At 65.9% G+C, this 20,810-nt stretch carries 20 protein-coding genes and 1 tRNA gene; 7 read left to right on the forward strand and 14 right to left on the reverse strand.

All coding sequences use genetic code 11. From position 1 onward, the window contains the following. Nucleotides 1-317: oxidoreductase C-terminal domain-containing protein (locus tag C2R25_RS03785; protein WP_304465944.1), on the forward strand; the 317-nt coding region annotated here is incomplete at its 5' end. On the opposite strand, the gene queG is transcribed toward C2R25_RS03785, so the two are convergent. Next, nucleotides 301-1,461: a tRNA epoxyqueuosine(34) reductase QueG gene (gene queG, locus C2R25_RS03790; RefSeq protein ID WP_103727919.1), complete on the reverse strand. Its 1,161-nt coding sequence runs from the start codon at nucleotides 1,459-1,461 to the stop codon at nucleotides 301-303. The two genes, C2R25_RS03785 and queG, sit on opposite strands and share 17 nt — an antisense overlap. Here queG and C2R25_RS03795 point away from each other — a divergent pair. Both C2R25_RS03795 and C2R25_RS03800 read left to right on the forward strand, forming a co-directional pair. Next, entirely contained in the window at nucleotides 1,460-2,452 is a 993-nt protein-coding gene (locus C2R25_RS03795; protein WP_103727920.1) for an ABC transporter ATP-binding protein, read from the forward strand. The genes queG and C2R25_RS03795 overlap by 2 nt on opposite strands. Further along, nucleotides 2,449-3,654, forward strand: a complete 1,206-nt coding sequence (locus C2R25_RS03800; protein WP_103727921.1) for an ABC transporter permease — start codon at nucleotides 2,449-2,451, stop codon at nucleotides 3,652-3,654. Before C2R25_RS03795 ends, C2R25_RS03800 begins: the two co-directional genes overlap by 4 nt. Here C2R25_RS03800 and C2R25_RS03805 read toward each other — a convergent pair. The 3 genes from C2R25_RS03805 to C2R25_RS03815 all read right to left on the reverse strand — a co-directional run bounded on the left by C2R25_RS03805 (nucleotide 3,651) and on the right by C2R25_RS03815 (nucleotide 4,857). Further along, complete coding sequence (locus C2R25_RS03805; RefSeq protein WP_103727922.1) at nucleotides 3,651-4,265, reverse strand: PilZ domain-containing protein; 615 nt, start codon at nucleotides 4,263-4,265, stop codon at nucleotides 3,651-3,653. The two genes, C2R25_RS03800 and C2R25_RS03805, sit on opposite strands and share 4 nt — an antisense overlap. Nucleotides 4,266-4,417: 152 nt before the next feature. Continuing rightward, a tRNA-Leu gene (locus C2R25_RS03810) sits at nucleotides 4,418-4,502 on the reverse strand. A gap of 67 nt (nucleotides 4,503-4,569) precedes the next feature. Then, nucleotides 4,570-4,857: an integration host factor subunit beta gene (locus tag C2R25_RS03815; RefSeq protein ID WP_103727923.1), complete on the reverse strand. Its 288-nt coding sequence runs from the start codon at nucleotides 4,855-4,857 to the stop codon at nucleotides 4,570-4,572. Between the two features lie 305 nt (nucleotides 4,858-5,162). On the opposite strand from C2R25_RS03815, the gene C2R25_RS03820 reads away from it, so the two are divergent. The 3 genes from C2R25_RS03820 to C2R25_RS03830 are packed head-to-tail and all read left to right on the forward strand — an operon-like array spanning nucleotide 5,163 to nucleotide 9,565. Continuing rightward, the gene (locus C2R25_RS03820) at nucleotides 5,163-6,818 is read left to right on the forward strand and encodes a peptide MFS transporter (protein ID WP_103727924.1); all 1,656 of its coding nucleotides are present in this window, start codon (nucleotides 5,163-5,165) and stop codon (nucleotides 6,816-6,818) included. A gap of 60 nt (nucleotides 6,819-6,878) precedes the next feature. Then, nucleotides 6,879-8,273: an amidohydrolase gene (locus C2R25_RS03825; RefSeq protein WP_199183756.1), complete on the forward strand. Its 1,395-nt coding sequence runs from the start codon at nucleotides 6,879-6,881 to the stop codon at nucleotides 8,271-8,273. Next, the gene (locus C2R25_RS03830) at nucleotides 8,270-9,565 is read left to right on the forward strand and encodes an amidohydrolase family protein (RefSeq protein ID WP_103727926.1); all 1,296 of its coding nucleotides are present in this window, start codon (nucleotides 8,270-8,272) and stop codon (nucleotides 9,563-9,565) included. Before C2R25_RS03825 ends, C2R25_RS03830 begins: the two co-directional genes overlap by 4 nt. Nucleotides 9,566-9,662: 97 nt before the next feature. Here the strand turns inward: C2R25_RS03830 and dxs are convergent, their stop codons facing one another. The 7 genes from dxs to rpe form a co-directional block, all read right to left on the reverse strand. Then, nucleotides 9,663-11,585, reverse strand: coding sequence for a 1-deoxy-D-xylulose-5-phosphate synthase (dxs, locus tag C2R25_RS03835; protein ID WP_103727927.1), 1,923 nt, complete (start codon nucleotides 11,583-11,585; stop codon nucleotides 9,663-9,665). A 184-nt stretch (nucleotides 11,586-11,769) separates the two neighbouring features. Continuing rightward, a complete protein-coding gene (locus C2R25_RS03840) occupies nucleotides 11,770-12,231 on the reverse strand; it encodes a Fur family transcriptional regulator (RefSeq protein WP_103727928.1) in 462 nt (153 codons plus the stop codon). Between the two features lie 47 nt (nucleotides 12,232-12,278). Beyond that, complete coding sequence (locus C2R25_RS20660; protein ID WP_199183757.1) at nucleotides 12,279-12,428, reverse strand: hypothetical protein; 150 nt, start codon at nucleotides 12,426-12,428, stop codon at nucleotides 12,279-12,281. Nucleotides 12,429-12,598: 170 nt separating this feature from the next. Then, nucleotides 12,599-12,799, reverse strand: coding sequence for a hypothetical protein (locus C2R25_RS03845; RefSeq protein WP_103727929.1), 201 nt, complete (start codon nucleotides 12,797-12,799; stop codon nucleotides 12,599-12,601). A 34-nt stretch (nucleotides 12,800-12,833) separates the two neighbouring features. Continuing rightward, the gene (gene purH, locus C2R25_RS03850) at nucleotides 12,834-14,426 is read right to left on the reverse strand and encodes a bifunctional phosphoribosylaminoimidazolecarboxamide formyltransferase/IMP cyclohydrolase (protein WP_103727930.1); all 1,593 of its coding nucleotides are present in this window, start codon (nucleotides 14,424-14,426) and stop codon (nucleotides 12,834-12,836) included. Between the two features lie 110 nt (nucleotides 14,427-14,536). Next, on the reverse strand, nucleotides 14,537-16,360 hold the full coding sequence (locus C2R25_RS03855; RefSeq protein WP_369825689.1) for a heparinase II/III family protein: 1,824 nt from the start codon (nucleotides 16,358-16,360) through the stop codon (nucleotides 14,537-14,539). A 92-nt stretch (nucleotides 16,361-16,452) separates the two neighbouring features. Beyond that, entirely contained in the window at nucleotides 16,453-17,121 is a 669-nt protein-coding gene (gene rpe, locus C2R25_RS03860) for a ribulose-phosphate 3-epimerase (RefSeq protein WP_103727932.1), read from the reverse strand. A 268-nt stretch (nucleotides 17,122-17,389) separates the two neighbouring features. On the opposite strand from rpe, the gene C2R25_RS03865 reads away from it, so the two are divergent. Continuing rightward, entirely contained in the window at nucleotides 17,390-17,908 is a 519-nt protein-coding gene (locus C2R25_RS03865; protein ID WP_103727933.1) for a DUF2141 domain-containing protein, read from the forward strand. An 8-nt stretch (nucleotides 17,909-17,916) separates the two neighbouring features. On the opposite strand, the gene C2R25_RS03870 is transcribed toward C2R25_RS03865, so the two are convergent. The 3 genes from C2R25_RS03870 to C2R25_RS03880 are packed head-to-tail and all read right to left on the reverse strand — an operon-like array spanning nucleotide 17,917 to nucleotide 20,692. Continuing rightward, nucleotides 17,917-18,699 carry a nucleotidyltransferase family protein gene (locus tag C2R25_RS03870; protein ID WP_103727934.1) on the reverse strand — a complete coding sequence of 261 codons (783 nt, stop codon included), beginning with the start codon at nucleotides 18,697-18,699 and terminating at the stop codon, nucleotides 17,917-17,919. Further along, complete coding sequence (locus tag C2R25_RS03875; RefSeq protein ID WP_103728556.1) at nucleotides 18,696-19,601, reverse strand: hypothetical protein; 906 nt, start codon at nucleotides 19,599-19,601, stop codon at nucleotides 18,696-18,698. Before C2R25_RS03875 ends, C2R25_RS03870 begins: the two co-directional genes overlap by 4 nt. 53 nt (nucleotides 19,602-19,654) lie before the next feature. After that, nucleotides 19,655-20,692, reverse strand: coding sequence for a diacylglycerol kinase family protein (locus C2R25_RS03880; protein WP_103728557.1), 1,038 nt, complete (start codon nucleotides 20,690-20,692; stop codon nucleotides 19,655-19,657). Between the last annotated feature and the right edge of the window lie 118 nt (nucleotides 20,693-20,810).

Raw genomic sequence — 20,810 nt, forward strand, 5'->3', positions numbered from 1 at the left:
TGGCGACCTGTGTGGCGAAGGGCATCTGCGGCGACGAGAAGCCGTACAAGGCGTTCCCCTGGTTCTGGTCGAACCAGTATGACCTGCGCCTGCAGACCGCCGGCATCAACATGGGCTTCGACCAGACCGTCGTCCGGGGCGACGTGAGCGCGCGCAGCTTCTCGGTGGTCTACCTCAGGGACGGCAAGGTGCTGGCGCTGGACTGCGTGAACATGGTCAAGGATTACGTTCAGGGCCGCAAGCTCGTCGAAGCGGGCGCGCGGCCTGACCTCGAGCGCCTTGCCGACGCGGCCACTCCGCTCAAGGAACTCGTCTGACCCTAGCCTCCCCATCGTCCGCTGACGGTGGGGAGGAGCGCAGACGGTCGCAGGCCCAGCGCGCCGCGTCGGCAACCCCCGGATCCGGGTCAGCCAGCAGGGCCTCGACCTGCTCAAGCAGCGCTGAACGGCCGCTGTTGCCGGCGGCGTAAAGACAATTCCTGACAAACCTGTCGCGCCCGATCCGCTTGATGGGGCTGCCTGAGAACAAGGCGCGAAAGCCGGTGTCGTCCAGCGTCAGGAGATCGGCGAGGTCAGGTGCGGTCAGCTCGGCGCGTGGAAGGAACGCCTTCATCCGGCGCGCCGTGGCGGCGAACTTGTTCCACGGGCACACCGCCAGACAGTCGTCGCAGCCATAGATGCGGTTTCCCAGCCCTTCGCGCAGGTCCTCGGGCACCGGGCCCTTGTGTTCGATGGTCAGGTAGCTGACGCAGCGGCGGGCATCGAGCCGATAAGGCGCAGGGAAGGCGTCGGTCGGGCAGGCGTCCTGGCAGGCGCGGCACGAGCCGCAACGGTCCCGACCCGGCGTGGAAGGCGGCAGGTCCAGCGTGGTGTAGATCTCGCCCAGGAACAGCCACGAGCCGTGCTCCCGGCTCACCATATTGGTGTGCTTGCCCTGCCACCCCAGCCCGGCAGCGGCAGCAAGCGGCTTCTCCATCACGGGCGCGGTGTCGGTGAAGACCTTTACGCCGACCGGGCCCAGGCCCTGCCGCTCGCCCTCCGACACGATCCAGCGCGCGAGATGCTTGAGCGCCTTCTTGACGGTATCGTGGTAATCGGCGCCCTGCGCGTAGGTTGAAATGCGGCCGATGCCATTCTCGTCAGCCAGGCGCAGCGGGTCGCTGGCGGGGGCATAGCTCATGCCGAGAGCGATCACGCTGCGCGCCTCGGGCCAGAGCCCTTCAGGGCTGCGGCGGTGATGCGCGCGCTCCTCCATCCAGGTCATCGTCCCGTGCATGCCTTCGGCAAGCCACTGGTCAAGGCGCGCGGTACGAGCCGGGTCAGGCCTTGCGGATGTAATTCCAAAGGCACAAAAACCGAGCGCGCGCGCTTGATCCTCTACAGACTGGCTGAAAGCGGTTATCCCGTCCTTAACCCGGTCTGCATCATCGTCGTCATAGGAACTGGAGCCAGAGGGCCTCATGGATGCGCAAGTAGGAGATCCCGGGTTGACCGGCAATGCGCGAAGCGACGAACGCCCGATCGCCATCGAAGCGCGCGCGCTGGTGAAGCGGTTCGACCGTACCACCGCCGTTGACGGTGTCGATCTTTCGGTGCCCCAGGGCTCTGTCTACGGCATCCTTGGGCCCAACGGTGCCGGCAAGACCACGACCCTGCGGATGCTGCTGGGCATCATAGAGCCCGATTCGGGCTACCGCCGGATTCTCGGCGCCGAACGGCCACACGATGTGGCTCACGCCATCGGCTACTTGCCCGAAGAGAGAGGGCTCTATCCTTCTATGAAGGCCACGGACGCCATCGCCTTCCTTGGCGCGTTGCGGGGCCTGCCGTTGCAGGAGGGGCGCAGGCGGGCAGGCGAATTGCTGGAACGTCATGGCCTCGGGTACGCTGCGGACCGGCAGATCCGGCAATTGTCGAAGGGCATGGCGCAGCAGGTGCAGATACTGGGCACGATCGTGCACCGGCCCCGTCTGGTCATCTTCGATGAGCCGTTTTCCGGACTGGACGCTCTGAACCAGGGGAAGTTGGAAGCCATGATGCGCGGGCTCGCGGCGGAAGGGACGACGGTGATCTTCTCCACTCACGTCATCGCCCATGCCGAGCGCCTGTGCGACGAAGTGGCCATCATCGCCGGAGGGCGAGTGCCCTTCGCAGGTCCTGTTGACGAGGCGAGGGACCGGATCCCTGCGCAGGTCAGGCTCGAGACGAGGGCGCAGGACGGCGCCTGGCGTTCAGCCCTGCCGCCGGACGCGCGGCGGGACGGCCGGTTCTGGCATTTCACCCTGCCCGAAGGCGGCATCGAGCCGCTTTTGCGGGCGCTGATCGCGGGAGAGGCCGGCATCCTGTCACTGTCGATCGAGCGCGCGGGATTGCACGACGCCTTCGTCGCGATCGCGGGAGAGGCTGCGGCACGCGCACTCAAGGACGAAAAGCCCGAGGAACCCCACCGATGACTTCCGATTCGCCGATTGCTGCGCATCGCGGCCGCCTGTCGATGCTGGCGGCCGCCTGGGTCGTCGCGCGGCGGGACTTCACCGCAATCCTGTTCTCGCGCACGTTTTTCTTCTTCCTCCTCGGCCCGCTGTTTCCAGTGATCGTGGGCGTTCTTGCCGGGAGTGTCGGCAACCGAGTTGCGGAGAGCGGCGCGGGGCCGAGCATTGCCGTGGTCATGCAGGAGGGGGATGCCCGTGCGATGGTCCAGGCGCGAGATGCTTTGGCCGATCGCCTCGGTGAGGGGTTGCCTCGCCTCGTGGTGGCGGCGGACGAGGCCTCGGCAACGCGCGGCGGCGCCGCCGCGGTCCTGTCCGGCAGCCCGGCGGCGCCCGTGCTCTCGGGCCCTTCCGCCCAGATCGAGGGGTGGAGCGGCGACGTAGCAATGATCGCCGCTCAGGCGCGGGAGGATTCGCTCCGTTCCTGGCCCCGTGTCCGGCTTGAGCCGAAGGGGGACGCGCGGCCGACCGATCGGCGGTCCCGCCTGAAGACGGCGCAAGGGGCGCAGACGCTGCTTTTCCTCCTTACGATGATGCTTGCAGGCATGGTTCTGTCGAACCTGGTCGAGGAGAAGGGGAACAAGATCATAGAGGTGCTGGCGGCGGCCATTCCCATGGAATCGGTCTTCTTCGGCAAGCTGTTTGCGATGCTGGGTGTTTCGCTGGTCGGCATCGCGGTCTGGGCGGCGGTGGGCGCTCCGGTGCTGATGGCCGCCAGCGCGACGCTTCCGTTGCCGGAACCTGCCGTGGGCTGGCCCATGCTCGTCGGCCTTGGCGTCGTCTACTTCGCGATGGCCTACCTGCTGCTGGGGTCCGTGTTCCTGTCGATCGGTTCGCTGGCGAACACGGTTCGCGAGGTTCAGACGCTATCCATGCCGGTGACGATGATGCAGCTCATGCTGTTCTTCTTCGCCACCTACGCCATGACTCAGCCGGGCAGCCCTGTGGAGATACTGGCCGCGGTACTGCCGTTCAGTTCGCCTTTCGCCATGCTGGCGCGGGCAGCGCAGGAGCCGGCGCTCCTACCCCACGTTGCCGCCCTGGCCTGGCAGACGCTATGGGTCTTTCTGCTGGTGAAGGGCGGAGCAACGCTGTTCCGCAAGCGGGCGATGAAATCCGGTCCGCAGGGTGGCGGCCGCCCCTGGTGGCGGCGCGCCCGTGCCTAGACGAAGGGCACGTCCGGCTGCATCTTGAAGGCGCAGACGGCCAGTTCCTCAAGGCTCATCAGCTGGCGGAAAACCAGGCCATAGTCCGGGTGCTTTCGCCAGCAGACCGTCGCCTCGAATTCGGGGAGCACGACTCCTTCGATGCGCAGATGCTGTCCGATTGCCAGGTGACGGTTTGTCTCGATGCAGGCGCCCTGCCGAGAAATATCGCGAACGTGAGCCGCGGACTTTTCGCCATTGACGACGATGCAGGCCTCATCCGTGACTTTGATGCGGATGGGGCGCTTGGGGTAAGGGCCAGCTTCGGCGATGAACCGCTGGACGTCGATTGGAGCGTCGAAGCGGAAGCCGGCTTCACCGGCATTCTCCCACACCTTTTCCACGCCGAGGCGATGGCCGGCCACGCTTTCAAGGTAGAGCCGCCGTTCAGCCGCGAGAGAGTGGAAGAGCCGCAGCCTTACGCCCGTTTCCGAAACGTCGCGCACGATGGATAGGTATTCACCGTAGTTCCCGATGAGCTTGGCAGCCCGCAGCAGCAGAGCAAAACGCGGGCTGGCGCGCTGCTCCTCATAGGTCTGGGGCCTTGGAGACAGGCTTTCGGGTGAAATCATGTCAGTAGTGCCTCATCCTGGACGCGCCGCCTTCACACGAACGTCTTGCGTCAGGACACCATCTATTTCTTTTTCTTGGTGCGCAATTGTAAATGAGATCATTTATGTAATTCAACTGCGCGCCCGGGCGGCAAGTACTGGCCGCATCGGTCTGGTGCGGGCGGCGGGACTCGAACCCGCACTGGGATACCCAAGCGGATTTTAAGTCCGCAGCGTCTACCATTCCGCCACGCCCGCACACGGCGACCGGAAAGCCGCCTCTACCTGCGCCGGGGCGGCGGTGCAATGATCCTTGAAAGGGGCGCTACTCGGGGCTGTCGTTCAGGCGAACGCGCATCTCCTTGCCGGGCTTGAAGTAAGGTACTCGCTTCTCGGGCACTTCGACACTTTCCCCGGTGCGGGGGTTGCGACCCTTTCGGCCGTCCCGCTGCCGCGTCGAGAACGCACCGAAGCCGCGCAGTTCCACGCGGCCGCCGTCCGCGAGGCGGCGGCTGATTTCCTCGAAGAACGTGTCGACGGCGCGCTCGACATCCTCGGCGCGCAGTTCGGGGTTCTCTTTGGCGAGAATCTGTAGCAATTCCGACCTGATCATCGCTGTTTTCCCGGCAATAGAATCTTGAAAAAATGCGCGAAGGAAATTTTTTCCTTCCGCGCGCTTAAACAGATATTTCGTGGCCTCTCCCCGACCGCGCTGGAAAATGCCACCGGGCGCCACTTCGCGCAATGCCTTCGCACGACCTGCGGGAAAGTCAGTATCTGCTGGGTCAAAACACCGTCTGTGGACATGCTCCTGCCATTTACACCGTCGCATTGCGCGCTAACGTCGATCGCTTTCATACGCGGCCGGTTGGCCGCATCTTATAATCAGACAAGACAGGGCGCGAAGGCACCAGCACCATGAAGGATATTGCACTTTGGAATGAAGGGGACTGGATCGCCGCGATCGGCGCCGTGTTCCTCTTCGCCGTGCTCGCCATTGGCGGCGTGATCGCGACGCGCAAGAGCGAGGAGTTCGTGGGGCATCCCCGCGGCCTCTTCGTCCTCTTCTACGCCGAAATGTGGGAGCGCTTCTCCTACTACGGCATGCGGGCGTTGTTGATCCTCTATCTCACCAAGTTCTGGCTGTTTTCGGACGGCTCATCGAACCTGATCTATGGAGCCTACACCAGCCTGGTCTACATCACTCCGGTCCTTGGCGGCTATCTCGCCGACCGTTGGCTGGGGCAGCGCAAGGCCGTCCTGTTCGGCGGACTGGTGCTGGCGCTGGGCCACCTGTTCATGGCGTACGAAGGCCTTCAGGGCGTGACCGATCCGGCCGTGAAGCAGGCGGATCCGGCGATCGACGTGTTCTGGCTCGCGCTGGCGCTCATCATCGTGGGCTCCGGCTTCCTGAAAGCGAACATCTCGGTGATCGTCGGGCAGCTCTACAAGATGACCGATACGCGCCGTGATGCCGCGTACACGATCTTCTACATGGGCGTGAACACGGGCGCGGCGCTGGGCACGATCCTGGTCGGCTACCTGGGCGAGACGATCGGCTGGTCGTGGGGCTTCGGCCTGGCGGGCATCGGCATGGTTCTGGGCCTCGTCATATTCGTCGTCGGCAAGCCGGCGCTCAGGGGCAAGGGCGAGCCGCCCAAGGTTCTGAGCCGGAACCACGAATTCGTTCTTTACGGCGTCGGCGCGGCGTCGGTTGCGGTGATCTGGTTCCTGATCCAGTACGTCGACGTCATCCAGACCCTGCTGGTGATCTCAGGCATCGCGATGCTGCTCTACACGCTTTACGAAGCGTTCAAGCTGCCCAAGGAACCGCGTGAGCGCATGTTCGCGATCCTGTTCCTGATCGCCCTCAACCCGCTGTTCTGGGGCTTGTTCGAACAGGCGGGCGGCAGCCTCAGCCTCTACACGGACAAGTTCGTGGATCGCGGCGGCGTGCCGACCAGCCTGTTCCAGTCGATCAATCCCATCTACATCGTGCTCTTCGGCCCCCTCTTCGCGGGCCTGTGGGCATGGCTGGGCAAGAAGGGCCTGGAGCCGAGTGCGCCGGCCAAGTTCGCGCTGGCGCTCGCACAGGTGGGACTGGGCTTCCTCGTCTTTTCGTGGGGCGCAGGATCGGGCGATCCCGCCGCGCTGACGCCGGTCATCTTCGTGTTCCTTATCTACATGCTGCACACGACAGGCGAACTGTGTCTCTCCCCGGTAGGGCTTTCGGCCATGACGCGGCTGTCGCCGCTGCATCTCGGCAGCTTTATCATGGGCGCATGGTTCTACATGACCGCAGTGGGCAACTTCGTGGCGGGCAAGATCGGCGAAGCCACAGGTGGTGAGAGCGGGATCATGGACAAGGCCGTGACGCTGTCGATCTACAGCAAGATCGGCTGGGTCACCGTTGCCGCTGGCGTCGTGGTGCTGGCGGTGTCGCCTATCGTGCGGCGCTGGATGCACCTCGACACGCTGGATGACCGCGTGAGCGACGACGATCTGGAAGGACGGTCCACCGTCGGACTCGAAGCCCAGGAGGCGGGCGTTCACCCGACGACCAGGACAAAGTGATCCAGAGCGGCCCGGGAGCGATCCCGGGCCGTTCTTTTTTTAGAACAGGGGAATTCATCGATGAGGGTATCGCCTTGGAAGCAAGGACTGGGCCGGGGGCTGACGTGCAGCCTCATGCTTGGAGCAACGCTGGCACTCACGGCACAGCCGGCTGACGCCAGGAAGAAGGACCGCAAGGCGGCGTCTGCCGAAGCGCCGTACGCCTCGACGTACAAGCCCTATCCCGGCCGACCCACCGCCCTGGTGGGTGCCGTGGTCTATGACGGCCGCGGAGGCCGGATTGACAATGGCGTGGTACTTTTCAGGGACGGCAAGGTCGTGGCTGTCGGCGGGGCGGACCTTGCCGTGCCGGACGGGTACGATCGCGTCGACGCGGCGGGCAAGTTCGTGACGCCGGGTGTCATCGACATCCATTCGCATCTTGGGGTCTATCCCAGCCCCGCGATCGACGCGCTGTCGGACGGGAACGAGATGACGAAGCCCGTCACGCCGCATGTATGGGCGGAGCATTCGGTCTGGCCGCAGGACCCGGGCTTCAGCCGGGCGCTGGTGAACGGCGGCGTCACGACCCTGCAGATCCTTCCGGGGTCGGCCAACCTGATGGGCGGTCGCGCGGTGACCCTGCGCAACGTGCCGAGCCGCACCGTTCAGGGCATGAAGTTCCCCGGCGCGCCTTACTCGCTCAAGATGGCCTGCGGTGAGAATCCGAAGCGCGTCTACGGCGGCAAGGGGCAGGAACCCTCCACCCGCATGGGCAATTTTGCGGTCAATCGCCAGGCGTGGATCGACGCGCAGAAGTACATGGACGGTGACCACGCCGAACGTAACCTCGGGAAGGACACGCTCGAGGGTGTCCTGAAGGGCGAGATCCTCGTCCAGAACCACTGCTACCGGGCCGACGAGATGGCGCAGGTCCTCGATATGGCCAAGGAGTTCGGCTACAAGGTCACGGCGTTCCACCACGCGGTCGAGGCGTACAAGATCGGCGATCTTCTGAAGGCGAACGATGTCTGCTCGGCGATCTGGGCGGACTGGTACGGCTTCAAGATGGAAGCCTACGACGGCATCCCTGAAAACGCGGCTCTGCTGGCCAACCAGGGCGCCTGCGTGGTGATTCACTCAGACGACGAAAACGGTATCCAGCGGCTCAATCAGGCCGCGTCCCGCGCCCAGGCGGCGGGCAGGCGCATCGGCATCGACATTCCCGATGCACAGGTCGTCGGCTGGTTCACCTACAACGCGGCGAAGGCGATGGGCATCGGCGAGAAGACCGGTAGCCTTGAAGACGGAAAGATGGCCGACGTAGTGCTTTGGAACGGGAATCCGCTGTCGGTCTATTCCCGTCCGGACAAGGTCTGGATGGACGGCGCGCTGATGTACGATGCGGCCGATCCCAAGCGCAAGCCGGTCAGCGATTTCGAACTTGGACAGCCTGGTGAAGGAGACGTGAAATGAGCCGCCGCCTGCTTCTGGCAGCCCTGCTTGCCGCCGCTCCCGCGCCGGTCCTCGCGCAGGATTTCGCCATTACCAATGCCACCGTCGCGATTGGCGATGGCGCAGAACCTCTCCACAACGGCACCGTTCTGGTGCGCGGCGGAAGGGTCGTTGTCGCTGGCGCCGGGATTGCCGTCCCCGCCGGCATCGAGACGGTGGACGGCACCGGCAAGTGGGTGACCCCCGGCCTGTTCTCCGCCGTGACCGACCTTGGCCTCTGGGACATCGAAGCTCTGGACGAGAGCAACGACACCTCGGCCGACGCGTCGCCATTCAACGCCGCGCTGGACGTGGCTCCCGCGCTCAATCCCGCCAGCGAGCATATCGCCGTCAGCCGTGAAGGCGGCGTGACCCGCGCCACCGTTGCTCCCGTGCATGGCAAGTCGATCTTCGCCGGACAGGGTGCGGTGATCGACCTTGGCACCGATCCACAGATCCTGACCCGGCCCCGCGCCTTCCAGTACGTGGAACTGGGCGAGGCCGGGGGGCGCCTTGCCGGCGGCAGCCGCGTGGCGGCCTATACGGCGCTGCGCAACGCCCTGCGCGAAGCAAGCGAAGCCGCACGTCTTGGCGCCACGGCGCAGCGGCAAAGCGATGTGCTCCTGACACGTGCGGACGCGGCGGCCCTGGCTCCGGTTCTGGACGGCACCCAGCCGCTCTACGTGGGTGTGGAACGCGCCGCGGACATCCGCAGTGTCCTCGCACTCAAGACCGAGTTCCCGAAGCTCAACCTCGTTATCGTGGGCGCAACCGAAGGCTGGCTCGTCGCTCCCGAGATCGCCGCCGCCGGGGTACCGGTCGTGACGATGCCGATGCGCGATCTGCCGGCCAATTTCGAATCGCTGGCAGCCACGATGTCCAACACCGGGCGCATGAAGAAAGCAGGCGTGAAGGTCGCGATCGGCATGTTCTCCGGGCACAACCAGCCGCGCTATGCTCCGCAACAGGCGGGCAACCTCGTGGCACTGACGAAGATGCCGGGCGCCGTGGGTCTCAGCTGGGGTGAGGCACTGGCCGCGATAACGTCCGTCCCGGCCGAGATCAGCGGTCTTGGCGGCAAGGCAGGCGTTCTGGCGCCGGGTGCGTTCGGGGACGTCGTGCTGTGGGACGGCGATCCGCTGGAGCTGGCCTCCGCTCCGGTGGAGGTGTGGATCGATGGTGTCAGGCAGCCCGCCAACAGTCGCCAGAGCCGCCTGCGCGCCCGATACCGGGATCTGGACGAAGCCTACCTGCCCAAGGCGTACGACTGGTAAGGAAGGGATGCAGGGGGCTCAGACCCCCTGCAGCTTTCTGCCGACACGCGTGGGGAGCAGGGGGTGAGAAGCCGCCGCTGCGCGCCTCACGGCGCTGTCAGGCGCGCGCTTCGCTCACACCGGCGCTGTTGTGACGCAGCGCCTTCAGCACCGTGTCAACGATCTGAGGCGCATTGAGGCCTGCCTCGTCGTACTGCGCTTCGGGCTTGTCCTGATCCTGGAAGATGTCGGGCAGGCGCATCGTGCGGATCTTGAGGCCCGCATCCGTCAATCCCTCGTCGCTGGCCATGGTGAGCACGTGCGCGCCGAGACCGCCGATCGCCCCTTCCTCGATGGTGACCACCACTTCGTGGCTCAGCATGAGCTTGCGGATGAGATCCGTATCGAGCGGTTTGGCGAATCGAAGATCCGCCACCGTGGTGGAAAGGCCCTTGGCTTCGAGATGATCCGCCGCCTTGAGCGCTTCGCCAAGGCGGGTGCCGAGCGAGAGCAGCGCAACCTTCGTGCCTTCGCGCACGATGCGGCCCTTGCCAATCTCCAGCAGGTGGGGCGTCTTCGGCATGTCCACGCCCACGCCATTGCCGCGCGGATAGCGGAAGGCGATCGGCCCGGCGTCATACTTGGCTGCCGTGTGGACCATATGGACGAGTTCGGCCTCGTCCGCCGCCGCCATGACCACAAGGTTCGGCAGAGTGGCGAGATAAGTGATGTCGAACGAACCCGCGTGCGTCGCTCCGTCCGCGCCGACAAGGCCGGCGCGGTCGATGGCGAAGCGAACGGGAAGGTTCTGGATCGCCACGTCGTGAACGACCTGGTCGAAGGCGCGCTGGAGGAACGTGGAGTAGATCGCGCAGAAAGGGCGCATGCCCTGCGCCGCGAGACCGGCCGCGAAGGTCACCGCGTGCTGTTCGGCGATGCCGACGTCGAAGCTGCGTTCGGGGAACATCTGGGCGAACTTGTCGAGGCCGGTGCCCGTGGGCATGGCCGCCGTGATCGCGCAGATGGCGGGATCCCGTTCGGCCTCGGCGACAAGTGCCTTGGCAAAGACGCCGGTGTAGCTCGGCGGTCCTGCCGGTGCCTTGACCTGCTCGCCGGTGATCACGTCGAACTTCTGGACGCCGTGGTACTTGTCGGCCGCGTTCTCGGCCGGTGCGTAGCCCTTGCCCTTCTGGGTCACGACATGGACGAGGATCGGCCCCTCGCCGGCGTCGCGCACGTTTTCCAGGACGGGGACGAGCGCCTCCAGATCGTGACCGTCGATCGGGCCGACGTAGTAGAAGCCCAGTTCCTCGAACAACGTGCCCCCCATCGCCATGCCCCGGGCGAACTCATCCGTCTTCTTGGCGGCCTGGTGAAGCGGGCGCGGGAGGCGGCGGGCGAACTTGCGGGCGAGCTCGCGCAGGCCGAGGAAACGGCCGGAGGAGACGAGACGGGCGAGATAGGCCGAGAGGCCACCGACGGGCGGGGCGATCGACATGTCGTTGTCGTTGAGGATCACGATCAGGCGGTTGCCTGCCTCGCGAGCATTGTTCATGGCTTCGTAGGCCATGCCCGCGCTCATCGCGCCATCGCCGATCACGGCGATGCCGCGCCCCGGCTCACGCTTGATCTTGCTGCCGATCGCAAAGCCCAGCGCGGCGGAGATCGAGGTCGAACTGTGCGCCGTTCCGAACGGGTCGTATTCGCTTTCCGAACGCTTGGTGAAGCCGGACAGCCCACCGCCCTGACGCAACGTGCGGATCCGGTCGCGCCGTCCCGTAAGGATCTTGTGCGGATAGGCCTGATGCCCCACGTCCCAGATCAACCGGTCGACCGGCGTATCGAAGACGTAATGGATCGCCACCGTCAGTTCGACCACACCAAGGCCGGAGCCCAGGTGACCGCCTGTCTGGCCCACAGCCGAGATCATTTCGCTGCGTAGTTCATCCGCCAGCTGGCGGAGCTGCGAAGGCTTGAGCTTGCGCAGATCGTCGGGGGTCGAAACCGTGTCGAGCAAAGGCGTGGCCGGGTTGGCGTTCATCGTCGGGCCCTTACACCCTTGAGCTGTACGTGTCGATTGACGGCTTGGAGAATATCGCCGCCGCCTTGGGGACCTGTGTGCAGCAGGAACGGTCGGACTGCAACGATCGTTCCCCTTGCGGTGCGATCCTCGGCAGGATCGCTCCGTTGTCAGGGGGCGTTGTTCCCCAGGGAGCGAAGGGGTGTCAGCTGCACTGCGCGCAGATGCCCCGCAGCTCAACCACCGGCCTCACGTCGGCAAACCCGGCGGTCCGGGCTGCGGCGATGAGAGCGCCGGTGAGCTTGTCATCGTCGATATGCACGGCTTGGCCGCAGCTGTCGCAGATCAGGAAGATGCAGTCGTGCTGGCACCCCGGATGGCTGTTCGCCACATAGGCGTTCGCGCTTTCCACGCGGCGAGCAAGATTGGTGCGCACGAAGAGATCAAGGATGCGGTAGACGCTGTTCGGCGCCACGCGCTTGCCCCGAAGGGCCGACACCTTCTCCGCCAGGTCATAGGCGGAGGCGGGGCGGTCCATCTCCATCAGGGCGGAAAAGACGTCGGAACGCATGTCCGTCCATTGCTCGCCCGCATCGACGAGCGCACGGCGGGCCGCCTCTACGAGGTTGTCCCCTGAGTGTTCATGATGTGTATGATGACCCGACATGGGGCCGATATGGGCCTTTCGGCGCACCTGCGCAATCGGCGGCGCGATTACTCCGCCTGGGCGGCCTGCGCCGGCGGAAGCAGATCGTTCGAAAGCGGCGACATGTTGCCCAGACCCAGCGTGCCGAGCACCAGTAGCGCGCCACCGGCAAAGCCGAAAGCGAAGTAGCGGTAGAAGTCGGCCTTGAAGAGTCCCATGATGCTCGGCTTTCGATGTGTCCTGTGCGAACCGGCACCATGCCGGTGGTTTGCGCGAGAGCCCCTTTGGGGGGGGACGGCTTGCCGTCCAGTGAACGGCGGCCTCCCACCCCTCCATCGTCGACGAAACGCGCCCCTTTTGCGATGAACGGCAGTTCTTTGAGGCAACCTTACCCGAAGGACGCCGTCGCCAGCACGGAGAAGGCAACGAGGAGCAGGACCGGCAGAGCGGCGCATCCAAAGGGCAGGGCCGCTGCGGAAAGGGCGCTGCCGGGGCTCCGCAGCTTGCCGAGCCGCAGGAGCACGGCGGCAAGCATGAGGCCCACCATGAAGCCGGCGACAACGAGAGGTCCGATTTCGGTGACACTCATGGCCGCGGCAACACGTCTGGCGGACCTGCGACCATCAGTGCTTGAAGTGCCGCATTCCCGTGAAGACCATCGCGAGGCCCGCCTCATCGGCGGCTGCGATGACCTCGTCGTCGCGGATTGAGCCGCCTGGCTGGATAACGGCGGTGGCGCCTGCCTCGGCGGCGGCAAGGAGGCCGTCCGCGAACGGGAAGAAGGCGTCGGAGGCGACGGCGGAGCCCACTGTTCGAGGGGCATCCCAACCGAACTTCTCGGCGGCTTCGGCAGCCTTCATCGCGGCGATGCGCGAGGAATCGCGCCGGTTCATCTGGCCGGCGCCGATGCCTGCCGTCACGCCATCCTTCGCGTAGACGATCGCGTTCGACTTCACGTGGCGGGCGACGGTCCAGGCGAAGAGGCAGTCGGCAAGTTCGCGATCCGTCGGCGCGCGCTTGGTCACGACCGTGAGGTCGTCAAAGCCGATGGCGCCATTGTCGCGGCCCTGTACGAGCAGGCCGCCGGTGATCGGACGTACGGTGAGGCCACCGCGACGCGGGTCGGGCAGTTCGCCGGTGAGCAGCAGGCGCAGATTCTTCTTGCGGGCGAAGAATTCACGGGCGTCCTCATCGGCGTCCGGCGCGACGACCACTTCGGTGAAGATCTTGCAGATCGCCTCGGCGGTCGGGCCGTCGAGCGTCTGGTTGACCGCGACGATGCCGCCGAAGGCGGAGACGTCGTCGCAGGCCAGCGCGCCGTTCCAGGCGTCGAGGAGCGAATCGGCCTGTGCGACGCCGCAGGGATTGGCATGCTTGACGATCACGACGGCCGGCTTCTGGCCCTTGAACTCGGCCGCGAGTTCAAAGGCGGCGTCGGCGTCGTTGTAGTTGTTGTAGGACAACTCCTTGCCCTGCACCTGCTCCGCCTGTGCCAGGCCCTTGGTGAAAGGCCCGACGGGCGTATAGAGCGCGGCCTTCTGGTGCGGGTTCTCGCCGTAGCGCAGTTCCGTGGCGAGGCGGCCGTTGATGCTGAGCATTTCGGGGAACTCGAGGCCCTGGTCGGAGAAGGCGAACCACTGCGAGATCATCGAATCGTATGCCGCCGTCTGGGCGAAGGCGCGCGCCGCCATCAGCTTGCGAAAGCCCGGCGTGGTGCAGCCGTTCGTCGTTTCCAGTTCGGAGAGAAGGCCCGGATAGTCCTTCGGGTCCGTGACGATGGTGACGTAGGCGTGGTTCTTGGCGGCCGAGCGAACCATGGACGGGCCGCCGATGTCGATGTTCTCGATGATCTCGTCCCGCTCGGCGCCCTTCGCGACGGTCGCTTCGAAGGGGTAGAGATTGACCACCACGAGATCGATGCCGCCGATCGCGTGCTCTGCCATGGCGGCGGCGTGTTCGGGATTGTCGCGGACAGCGAGCAGGCCGCCGTGGACCATCGGGTGCAGCGTCTTCACGCGGCCGTCCATCATCTCGGGAAAGCCGGTGATCTCGGAGATATCCTTAACCGTCAGTCCCGCATCGCGCAGGGCCTTGGCCGTGCCGCCGGTGGATACGAGTTCGACGCCCCGCGCGCTCAGGACCTTGCCGAGTTCGGCGAGCCCCGTCTTGTCTGATACCGAGAGGAGGGCACGGCGGATCTGGACGGCGTCGGTCATGAGCGGGCTTCCTTGGAGCATGTCTCGTTGGGCGGGCCATTAGGACGGGCGGGAGAAGGGGGCAAGGGCCGGGCGGCGCTTTGTCCGAATGGCGGGACGCCGTGTGCGGCTCAGTTCATTTTCTTGATGAGCCAGCCGAAGGTTCCGCCGCCGCGCGAGACCATGCCCTGCATCACGATCTGCTGTGTGGCCTGCGGTCGGCCTTGCCCATCGACCCACAGCGAGTCTTCGACAGTGATTTCGCCGTCCTCGCTCGTCGAACGGAACTGCCAGTGGCTCCCATCGGGGAGCGACAGCCCTGCGCCGCGTCCATCGGCGCTGAGATTCACATCGACCTCCGGACCCAGGTGGAAGCGGATGGCGAAGCCGACCTTGCCACGCTTCGCCTTTTTCCCGGTGGGCAGCAGGAGATCCTCGCCGCGCAGCTCCGTGCCGTCGTCGCGCAGCAGAAGGATCCGCTGGTGCGTGAGGCCATACCGCGAGGCATAGCCGTTATGGCTGGCTTCGAGCCGCGTGGCGTTGGCGCCGGTTTCCTGTCGCAGCGTCTTGCGATCGACGGCGACTTCGGTAACGCCCGAGCCGATCATGCCGTTGATGAGGACGGCGGTGGAATTCGCATCGTCCAGGATCAGCGTCGAGTGGGCCGCGGTAGCGCGCAGCCCCTGTTCGAGGCGCACGGGCACCAGGCCTCCGCCGCTCGCTGCACCGCCGCAGTTCACCACCAGCCGGTGCGGGCCGTGCGACAATTCGAACGCGAGCGTCGAAGCGCAGCCGAAACGCGCCTGCGAAGGCATCGGCGGCGGCGCGGTGTCGAACTGCAGGATCGACTTGTTCGCCGACACCCGCTGATATCCCCACTGCCGCACGTCGCGCAACGGGCGAGCGCGTACTCCGCTCGCGTGGATGAGGGCTTCGACGTCCACGCTGTCGACCGCCCAGCCACCCTGCCACGAGCCCAGCCCGCCATCCCCGTGCGTGAGGGCGAGGAGAGGGGGGACCAGCAGTTCGAGCACGCGCTCCACCGCCGGTGGAGCGTCGCGGCGCGTGGCGTGATAGCAGTTGCGCAGGCGGATCAGCAGCGCGATCGCTTCCATCTGGGCCAGCGGGCTACGCGAGAGCACGCCGCCATCGTCGCCCATCAGTTCGCCCAGAGCCCGGATCAGCCCGGCTTCTCCATAGAGGCGCCGCGCCCGTCCATCGGGCAGGAGCAGTCCGGCCGCGACAATGCCCACCCAGCCGGCCACCTCGGCCAGCCCATCCTCCGCGTTCGTCACATGGCGGTCCAGCCAGCGGGCGGTCGCGGAGATGTGTGCCAGCGTCCGCAGGCGCAGCGCCTTCTCGCCGGAAAGGATCAGCGGAGCATGAGCAAGCCAGTTCGCCAGGCGTGTGCCGGTGTTGCCGACGCTCCACGCCGGGGCTTTTCCGGGTTTTGGGGCAGGTTTTGGATTTGCCTGCAGCCACGCGCCCAGGATGCGCTCTGCGACAGGAGCGCCCTGTTCCCGTGGAGCGCAGGCCTCGAGATCCGTAAGCCATGAGAAGGAGTGAACCACCTTCTCGAGCGGGGGCGTCATGCGGGCGATGCCGGCAAAGTCGATCTGCGCGATCGGCGTCTTGGCGCCGTGGACGAGGAAATGCCCGGCGCGAACGGCGGTGCCGGCCAAGCGGTTGCCGGGGAGGGTGTTATTGACCGTGGCCAGGAGCCGCGTTCGCCCCTTCGCACCCATGGATCCGGACAGCATCGCGCCTGGCACGCCCAGGCGATAGGCCATGCGCAGCAGGCGATCACCCATGCCGACGTCGGGAGAGGAGAAATCCACCAGCGCCAGGGCCCGGCCCGGTTCCACATGACCGGGTTGGACACGCTCCATCGCGGGAACGAAGCCCTGTGAAGCAGGAACACGTGCTCCGCGCTCGCCTAGCGCCATCTCTGCCATGTCCGTCGCACCCTCCCCTCCAGCCTGTGACGGAGGAATTGCTCCGGCTGCATCCGGGTTCCATGTCGCAGGCTGCGGGTGGGTGCGGAGCGTCACGGCTGGTCGAGGCCCTTCAGGGTGCGAATGTTGGCGGCATAGTGCGCCGGGCCGCCCTTGAAGGTTGCCGAACCGGCCACCAGCACGTCGGCACCGGCGTCCACGCATAGCGGGGCCGTGCGCGCATCGACGCCGCCATCGACTTCGAGGCGGATGTCACGACCCGACTTCTCGATCATCTTGCGCACGGCTTCGATCTTGCGCAGCTGGCTGGTGATGAAGCTCTGCCCGCCGAAGCCCGGATTGACGCTCATGATGAGGACGAGGTCGATCTCGTCGATCAGGTAGTCGAGCATCTTGGCCGGGGTTGCAGGGTTCAGCGAAATGCCGGCCTTCTTGCCGAGGTTGCGGATGGTCTGCACCGTGCGGTGCACGTGCGGCCCTGCTTCAGGGTGGACCGTGATGTAGTCCGCGCCGGCATCCGCGAAAGCTTCCAGGTAGGCGTCCACAGGGGAGATCATGAGGTGGACGTCGAAGGGCTTGGTGCTGTGCGGCCGCAGGGCCTTCACGACAGCCGGTCCGATCGTGATGTTTGGCACGAAATGGCCGTCCATGACGTCGATGTGAATCCAGTCGGCTCCGGCCTCGTCGATGGCGCGGACTTCTTCACCGAGCCGGGCGAAGTCGGCGGAGAGGATGGAGGGGGATATCAGGGGGACTGTCATGGCTGTGTGACCAACGCTCCTTTTCCCCGGGATACGCCACCCCGTCTCGGGCCGACAAGCCGTCTGCACGCCTTTTCCACACGCGATCCTGCACGATCGCGGACGGAAGGGCAAAAGCGACCATGATGCGCCGAGCCGAGGCTTTCCTTCGACGAAACAGTGGGTTCAGAGCGTGTTCACGGCAACTCGGGCACTAGAAGCCAAGACAAAGGTTGCACATGTCGTGACCGTCTGCTGGGCGGCCGGGATCCACGCGAACAGGATAGAGATGACGAAGACTGATTTCAGGACTACTCCGCTGCGGCGGCTACCTTCGGCGCTTGCCCTGGTAGCCATAGCCTGCCTCTTGGGTCCGACGCCTGCGCTGGCGCAGTACCGCAACGAGATTCGCAATGACCTGCAGCGTTGCCATTCCGACCGGGGCTCCGCCCTTTTAGTCACGGTGGACGGGATCAAGGCGTCGACCGGAAAGATTCGCGTGCAGTCCTATCGCGCAACGGCAGGGGAGTGGCTGGCCAAGGGCAAGTGGCTTGCCCGCGTCGAGGCTCCCGCCCGTGCCGGCACGATGACCTTCTGCGTGCCTGTGCCCGCTGCCGGCACTTATGGCATTGCCGTCCGCCATGACGTCAACGGCAACGGCAGCACGGATATCCGGACCGATGGCGGTGCCATGTCCAACAACCCCTCGATCAGCATCTTCAATCTCGGGAAGCCCAGCTACACCAAGGTGGGCGTTCCGGTCGGAAACGGCGTCAAGTCCATCCGCGTCCAGATGAAGTACATGTAAGCAGCCGTTCAGGCCTTCGCGGTTGCCCGCCGTCGTTCGAGGATGGTGCGGGCGTCCGCAAGGTCTGCCGGTTTGTCGACGTCGACGGCGGCCAGCCCGTCCCGGGCCGCGACAAGGCTTGCAGACACGCCGATCCTGCGGCCCAGGCGTCCGATGGCTCCCGACAGCGGAAGCCGGCCAAGCGCGTAGCCGAGCAGCATGCCGGGCCCCAGCCGCGCGGCGATGCGCCACGGGCGTTTCCGGTCCGCCTCCACCGTCTTCCACGTGTCGATGGCAAGACCGGCCCGCGCCGTAGCGAGCAGGAAGAGGTTGCAGCCGGACCAGTGACCATCCGCGAAGCGCAGATAGGTGCGCCGGCTGCCCGGCATGGCGGCCTCGATCGCGGCCCTGTCGGCAAGAAGGACCGCCACATCCGCTTCCTGCGGCGCATCGGCGATGAAGTCGCGGACCCACTCGGCCTTCAGTAGCGCATGGTCGCTGGTCGTCACCAGGAGCGGCGCTCCCAGCGCATCGAGGGCGATGGCGACGCTCGCGCTTGGGCCCGAGCCCGTGGCGAGAACCTCGCAACCGAGCCGCAGCGCCAGATCGCGCACCTCCCTGTCACTGGCCGAAACGGCCACCCTGTCGATACCGGCACCGCGCAGGGCAGCTACCACGTGGGCGAGCATGGGGCGCCCGGCGATCTCGACAAGCGCCTTGTGCGAGACGCCTTCGGCCTGTGCGACCGGATCGGGAGCGCCGGGCCGGGAGCCGGCCAGCACCAGAGCGGCTACAGCGGGAGAAAGGTTCATGGTGCACCTGCCTTTTTGCGCCGCCAGACGTGCCAGAGCACGCCGGGCGCGGCAAGGACGGGATGCCGTTCCCGCCAGGGAGTGATGGTGACGGGCACGCCGGTATGCCGCTCGATCTTCCAGGCGGCATAACGGGCGGCGCCTTCGAAGGTGGTGGAAGCCTTGAGGAGCCGCAGCACGTTGTAAGGCTTCCCGAGACGCCGGCGCCGGGCCCACCATGCAAGAGTGCGGGCGCGCTGGCCGGTTGAAAGCTGCGGATGGAGCGTCGGTCCCGAGATTTTGAAGGGTATTCCCGCGCTCTCCAGGGCCAGTGGCAGCAGCCCGTCGAAGTGCGCACGGTTTACGGCCAGGATCGAATCCTCCCGCCCGGCTTTCTCGACACGGAACTCGGCGGCGTAAGTGGCCCGGAACAAGGCGCGCCAGTAATCCTCTGCGGTTCCGGAGGCGGGGCCCAGCGCAACCGCCAGCCGCGCCGCCGTGCGTGCCGCGCCCGCAACCGCTGCGGCGATCCCTTCTGCCGCGGCTGCGTCGCGCTGCCAGGCAAGGGCGCTTGGCTGCACGAACCGGGCCCAGATGGTCGTGTCGAGACGTTCGCCGGCAGCAGCCGAGCGGAAGGTCTCCAGCGCCATCGTCGCCACCTTGGCGCGAAGGGGGACGCCGTTGCAGGACCATTCGTGGTAGCTGACCCGCGGCCACACCCGCTCTACCTGCGCACCGGGAAGCAGCACATAGAAGTCGAGCACGCCCTCGAGGGAGCCCGTACGCAGGTTCGAGCCGTAGAACACCACGCCGAGAGCCCCGGCATGGTTGCCGAGCCGCTCGGCGAAGGCGCGAACTTCAGGCATGACCTCACGGGTGAGGGCGGCCGCTATCCGATCTTCGAGAAGAGGCGTGTCAGTCATGCGCGCGTAAGTCGAACAGGCCCGGGCCATTTACAAGCCTTCTGGCGAGCGTGTCAGGGAACCACGAAGCTAAGCTGCGGGCCTTCCTCGACGATGTAGCGACCGGCCGGGAACGCCTCGCCATCGAGGATGAAGGGGCCGCCGATGTCCATCTCCACCATTCTTGCGCTGAAGCGCTGCGCGCCCTTGCGGCTCAGGACGGGCAGATTGAAGCCGAACATCATGGCAGGCAGCAGCGCCACCAGCCAGCGGATCGGCGAATCAATGACGGCAAGCTTCAGGCCCGGCGCGGGCGAACGTCCGAACGGCCTTGCGCCCAAGGGAAACCGTTCGAAAGTGGTCGCGATCGTGAGGTAGCGTTCGTCCGCACTGCCGTCCCCGTGGTAGGGCAGGCGGGCGCCGCTGTGTGGATCGCTGATGCGCGTGGGGACGCATGCACGCCAGGCGTTGCCGGCGCCGCCGAACAGCGTCTGGATCACACCCCACAAGATGGTGAGGCCGACCGCGAAGCTGTTGAATGCGCCGCGCCTGTGCGCCTCCTGGCCGGCTTCGGTCGCGATGGTGAACGCGCCGGTGCCAAGGATGAATCCCTGCACGCACTGGGTTGATCCATCGGCGGGGGAGATACGCAAAGGGCGGCGCCAGATGGTCTTGCCCCCATTGGCCGCGTGAAGGGCTTCGCTCAGGGACCAGTGATTCGGCAGGCCGAGATCAACGGCCAGCGCGTTCGTCTTCCCCTTGGGGAGGACGATGAAGGTGGGCCAGTCATCGCGGAAGATGTCGGCGCCGGCGGACAGCACGTCGCGCACGGTGCCGTCGCCGCCGTCCACCACGAGATAGTCTATGCCACGCCGCGCGAACTCGGCCAGGGTATAGTGCAGTTCCTGCCGCGTGCGGGGCGTCTGGGTAAGGATGTTGGAGCAGTCCGCCATCTCCGGGGAGACGCCCTTGTTGCGATGACTGCGGGGATTGCGGACGATACCCACCAGCGGAACGGCGCGACGGGAGGGGCGGGAAGGGCGGGAATTATCCCGGCTACCAAGCTCACCGAAGATCGGCAGCGTTTCGAAGGAGTGAATGTGTCCGTGCACGGTCACTCATTTAGTGTCGCTCGTCCGGAAAATCACCCTCAAATAGGGCGTGACACATTTAAGTTACACTTATGTTGCGGTCCGGGACGGGTCTTGCACGAGTGCAGACCCGTACCGG

The sequence above is a fragment of the Novosphingobium sp. HII-3 genome, from assembly GCF_002916655.1.
Classification (GTDB): domain Bacteria; phylum Pseudomonadota; class Alphaproteobacteria; order Sphingomonadales; family Sphingomonadaceae; genus Novosphingobium; species Novosphingobium panipatense.

Coding starts and splice junctions, on each gene's coding strand:
- C2R25_RS03825 (WP_199183756.1), top strand. CDS start 6,879: ATGAGGGTATCGCCTTGGAAGCAAGGACTGGGCCGGGGGCTGACGTGC.
- C2R25_RS03865 (WP_103727933.1), top strand. CDS start 17,390: ATGACGAAGACTGATTTCAGGACTACTCCGCTGCGGCGGCTACCTTCG.
- C2R25_RS03840 (WP_103727928.1), bottom strand. CDS start 12,231: ATGTCGGGTCATCATACACATCATGAACACTCAGGGGACAACCTCGTA.
- C2R25_RS03805 (WP_103727922.1), bottom strand. CDS start 4,265: ATGATTTCACCCGAAAGCCTGTCTCCAAGGCCCCAGACCTATGAGGAG.
- C2R25_RS03830 (WP_103727926.1), top strand. CDS start 8,270: ATGAGCCGCCGCCTGCTTCTGGCAGCCCTGCTTGCCGCCGCTCCCGCG.
- purH (WP_103727930.1), bottom strand. CDS start 14,426: ATGACCGACGCCGTCCAGATCCGCCGTGCCCTCCTCTCGGTATCAGAC.
- rpe (WP_103727932.1), bottom strand. CDS start 17,121: ATGACAGTCCCCCTGATATCCCCCTCCATCCTCTCCGCCGACTTCGCC.
- C2R25_RS03870 (WP_103727934.1), bottom strand. CDS start 18,699: ATGAACCTTTCTCCCGCTGTAGCCGCTCTGGTGCTGGCCGGCTCCCGG.
- C2R25_RS03795 (WP_103727920.1), top strand. CDS start 1,460: ATGGATGCGCAAGTAGGAGATCCCGGGTTGACCGGCAATGCGCGAAGC.
- C2R25_RS03800 (WP_103727921.1), top strand. CDS start 2,449: ATGACTTCCGATTCGCCGATTGCTGCGCATCGCGGCCGCCTGTCGATG.
- C2R25_RS03875 (WP_103728556.1), bottom strand. CDS start 19,601: ATGACTGACACGCCTCTTCTCGAAGATCGGATAGCGGCCGCCCTCACC.
- queG (WP_103727919.1), bottom strand. CDS start 1,461: ATGAGGCCCTCTGGCTCCAGTTCCTATGACGACGATGATGCAGACCGG.
- C2R25_RS03845 (WP_103727929.1), bottom strand. CDS start 12,799: ATGAGTGTCACCGAAATCGGACCTCTCGTTGTCGCCGGCTTCATGGTG.
- dxs (WP_103727927.1), bottom strand. CDS start 11,585: ATGAACGCCAACCCGGCCACGCCTTTGCTCGACACGGTTTCGACCCCC.
- C2R25_RS03855 (WP_369825689.1), bottom strand. CDS start 16,360: ATGGCAGAGATGGCGCTAGGCGAGCGCGGAGCACGTGTTCCTGCTTCA.
- C2R25_RS20660 (WP_199183757.1), bottom strand. CDS start 12,428: ATGGGACTCTTCAAGGCCGACTTCTACCGCTACTTCGCTTTCGGCTTT.
- C2R25_RS03815 (WP_103727923.1), bottom strand. CDS start 4,857: ATGATCAGGTCGGAATTGCTACAGATTCTCGCCAAAGAGAACCCCGAA.
- C2R25_RS03820 (WP_103727924.1), top strand. CDS start 5,163: ATGAAGGATATTGCACTTTGGAATGAAGGGGACTGGATCGCCGCGATC.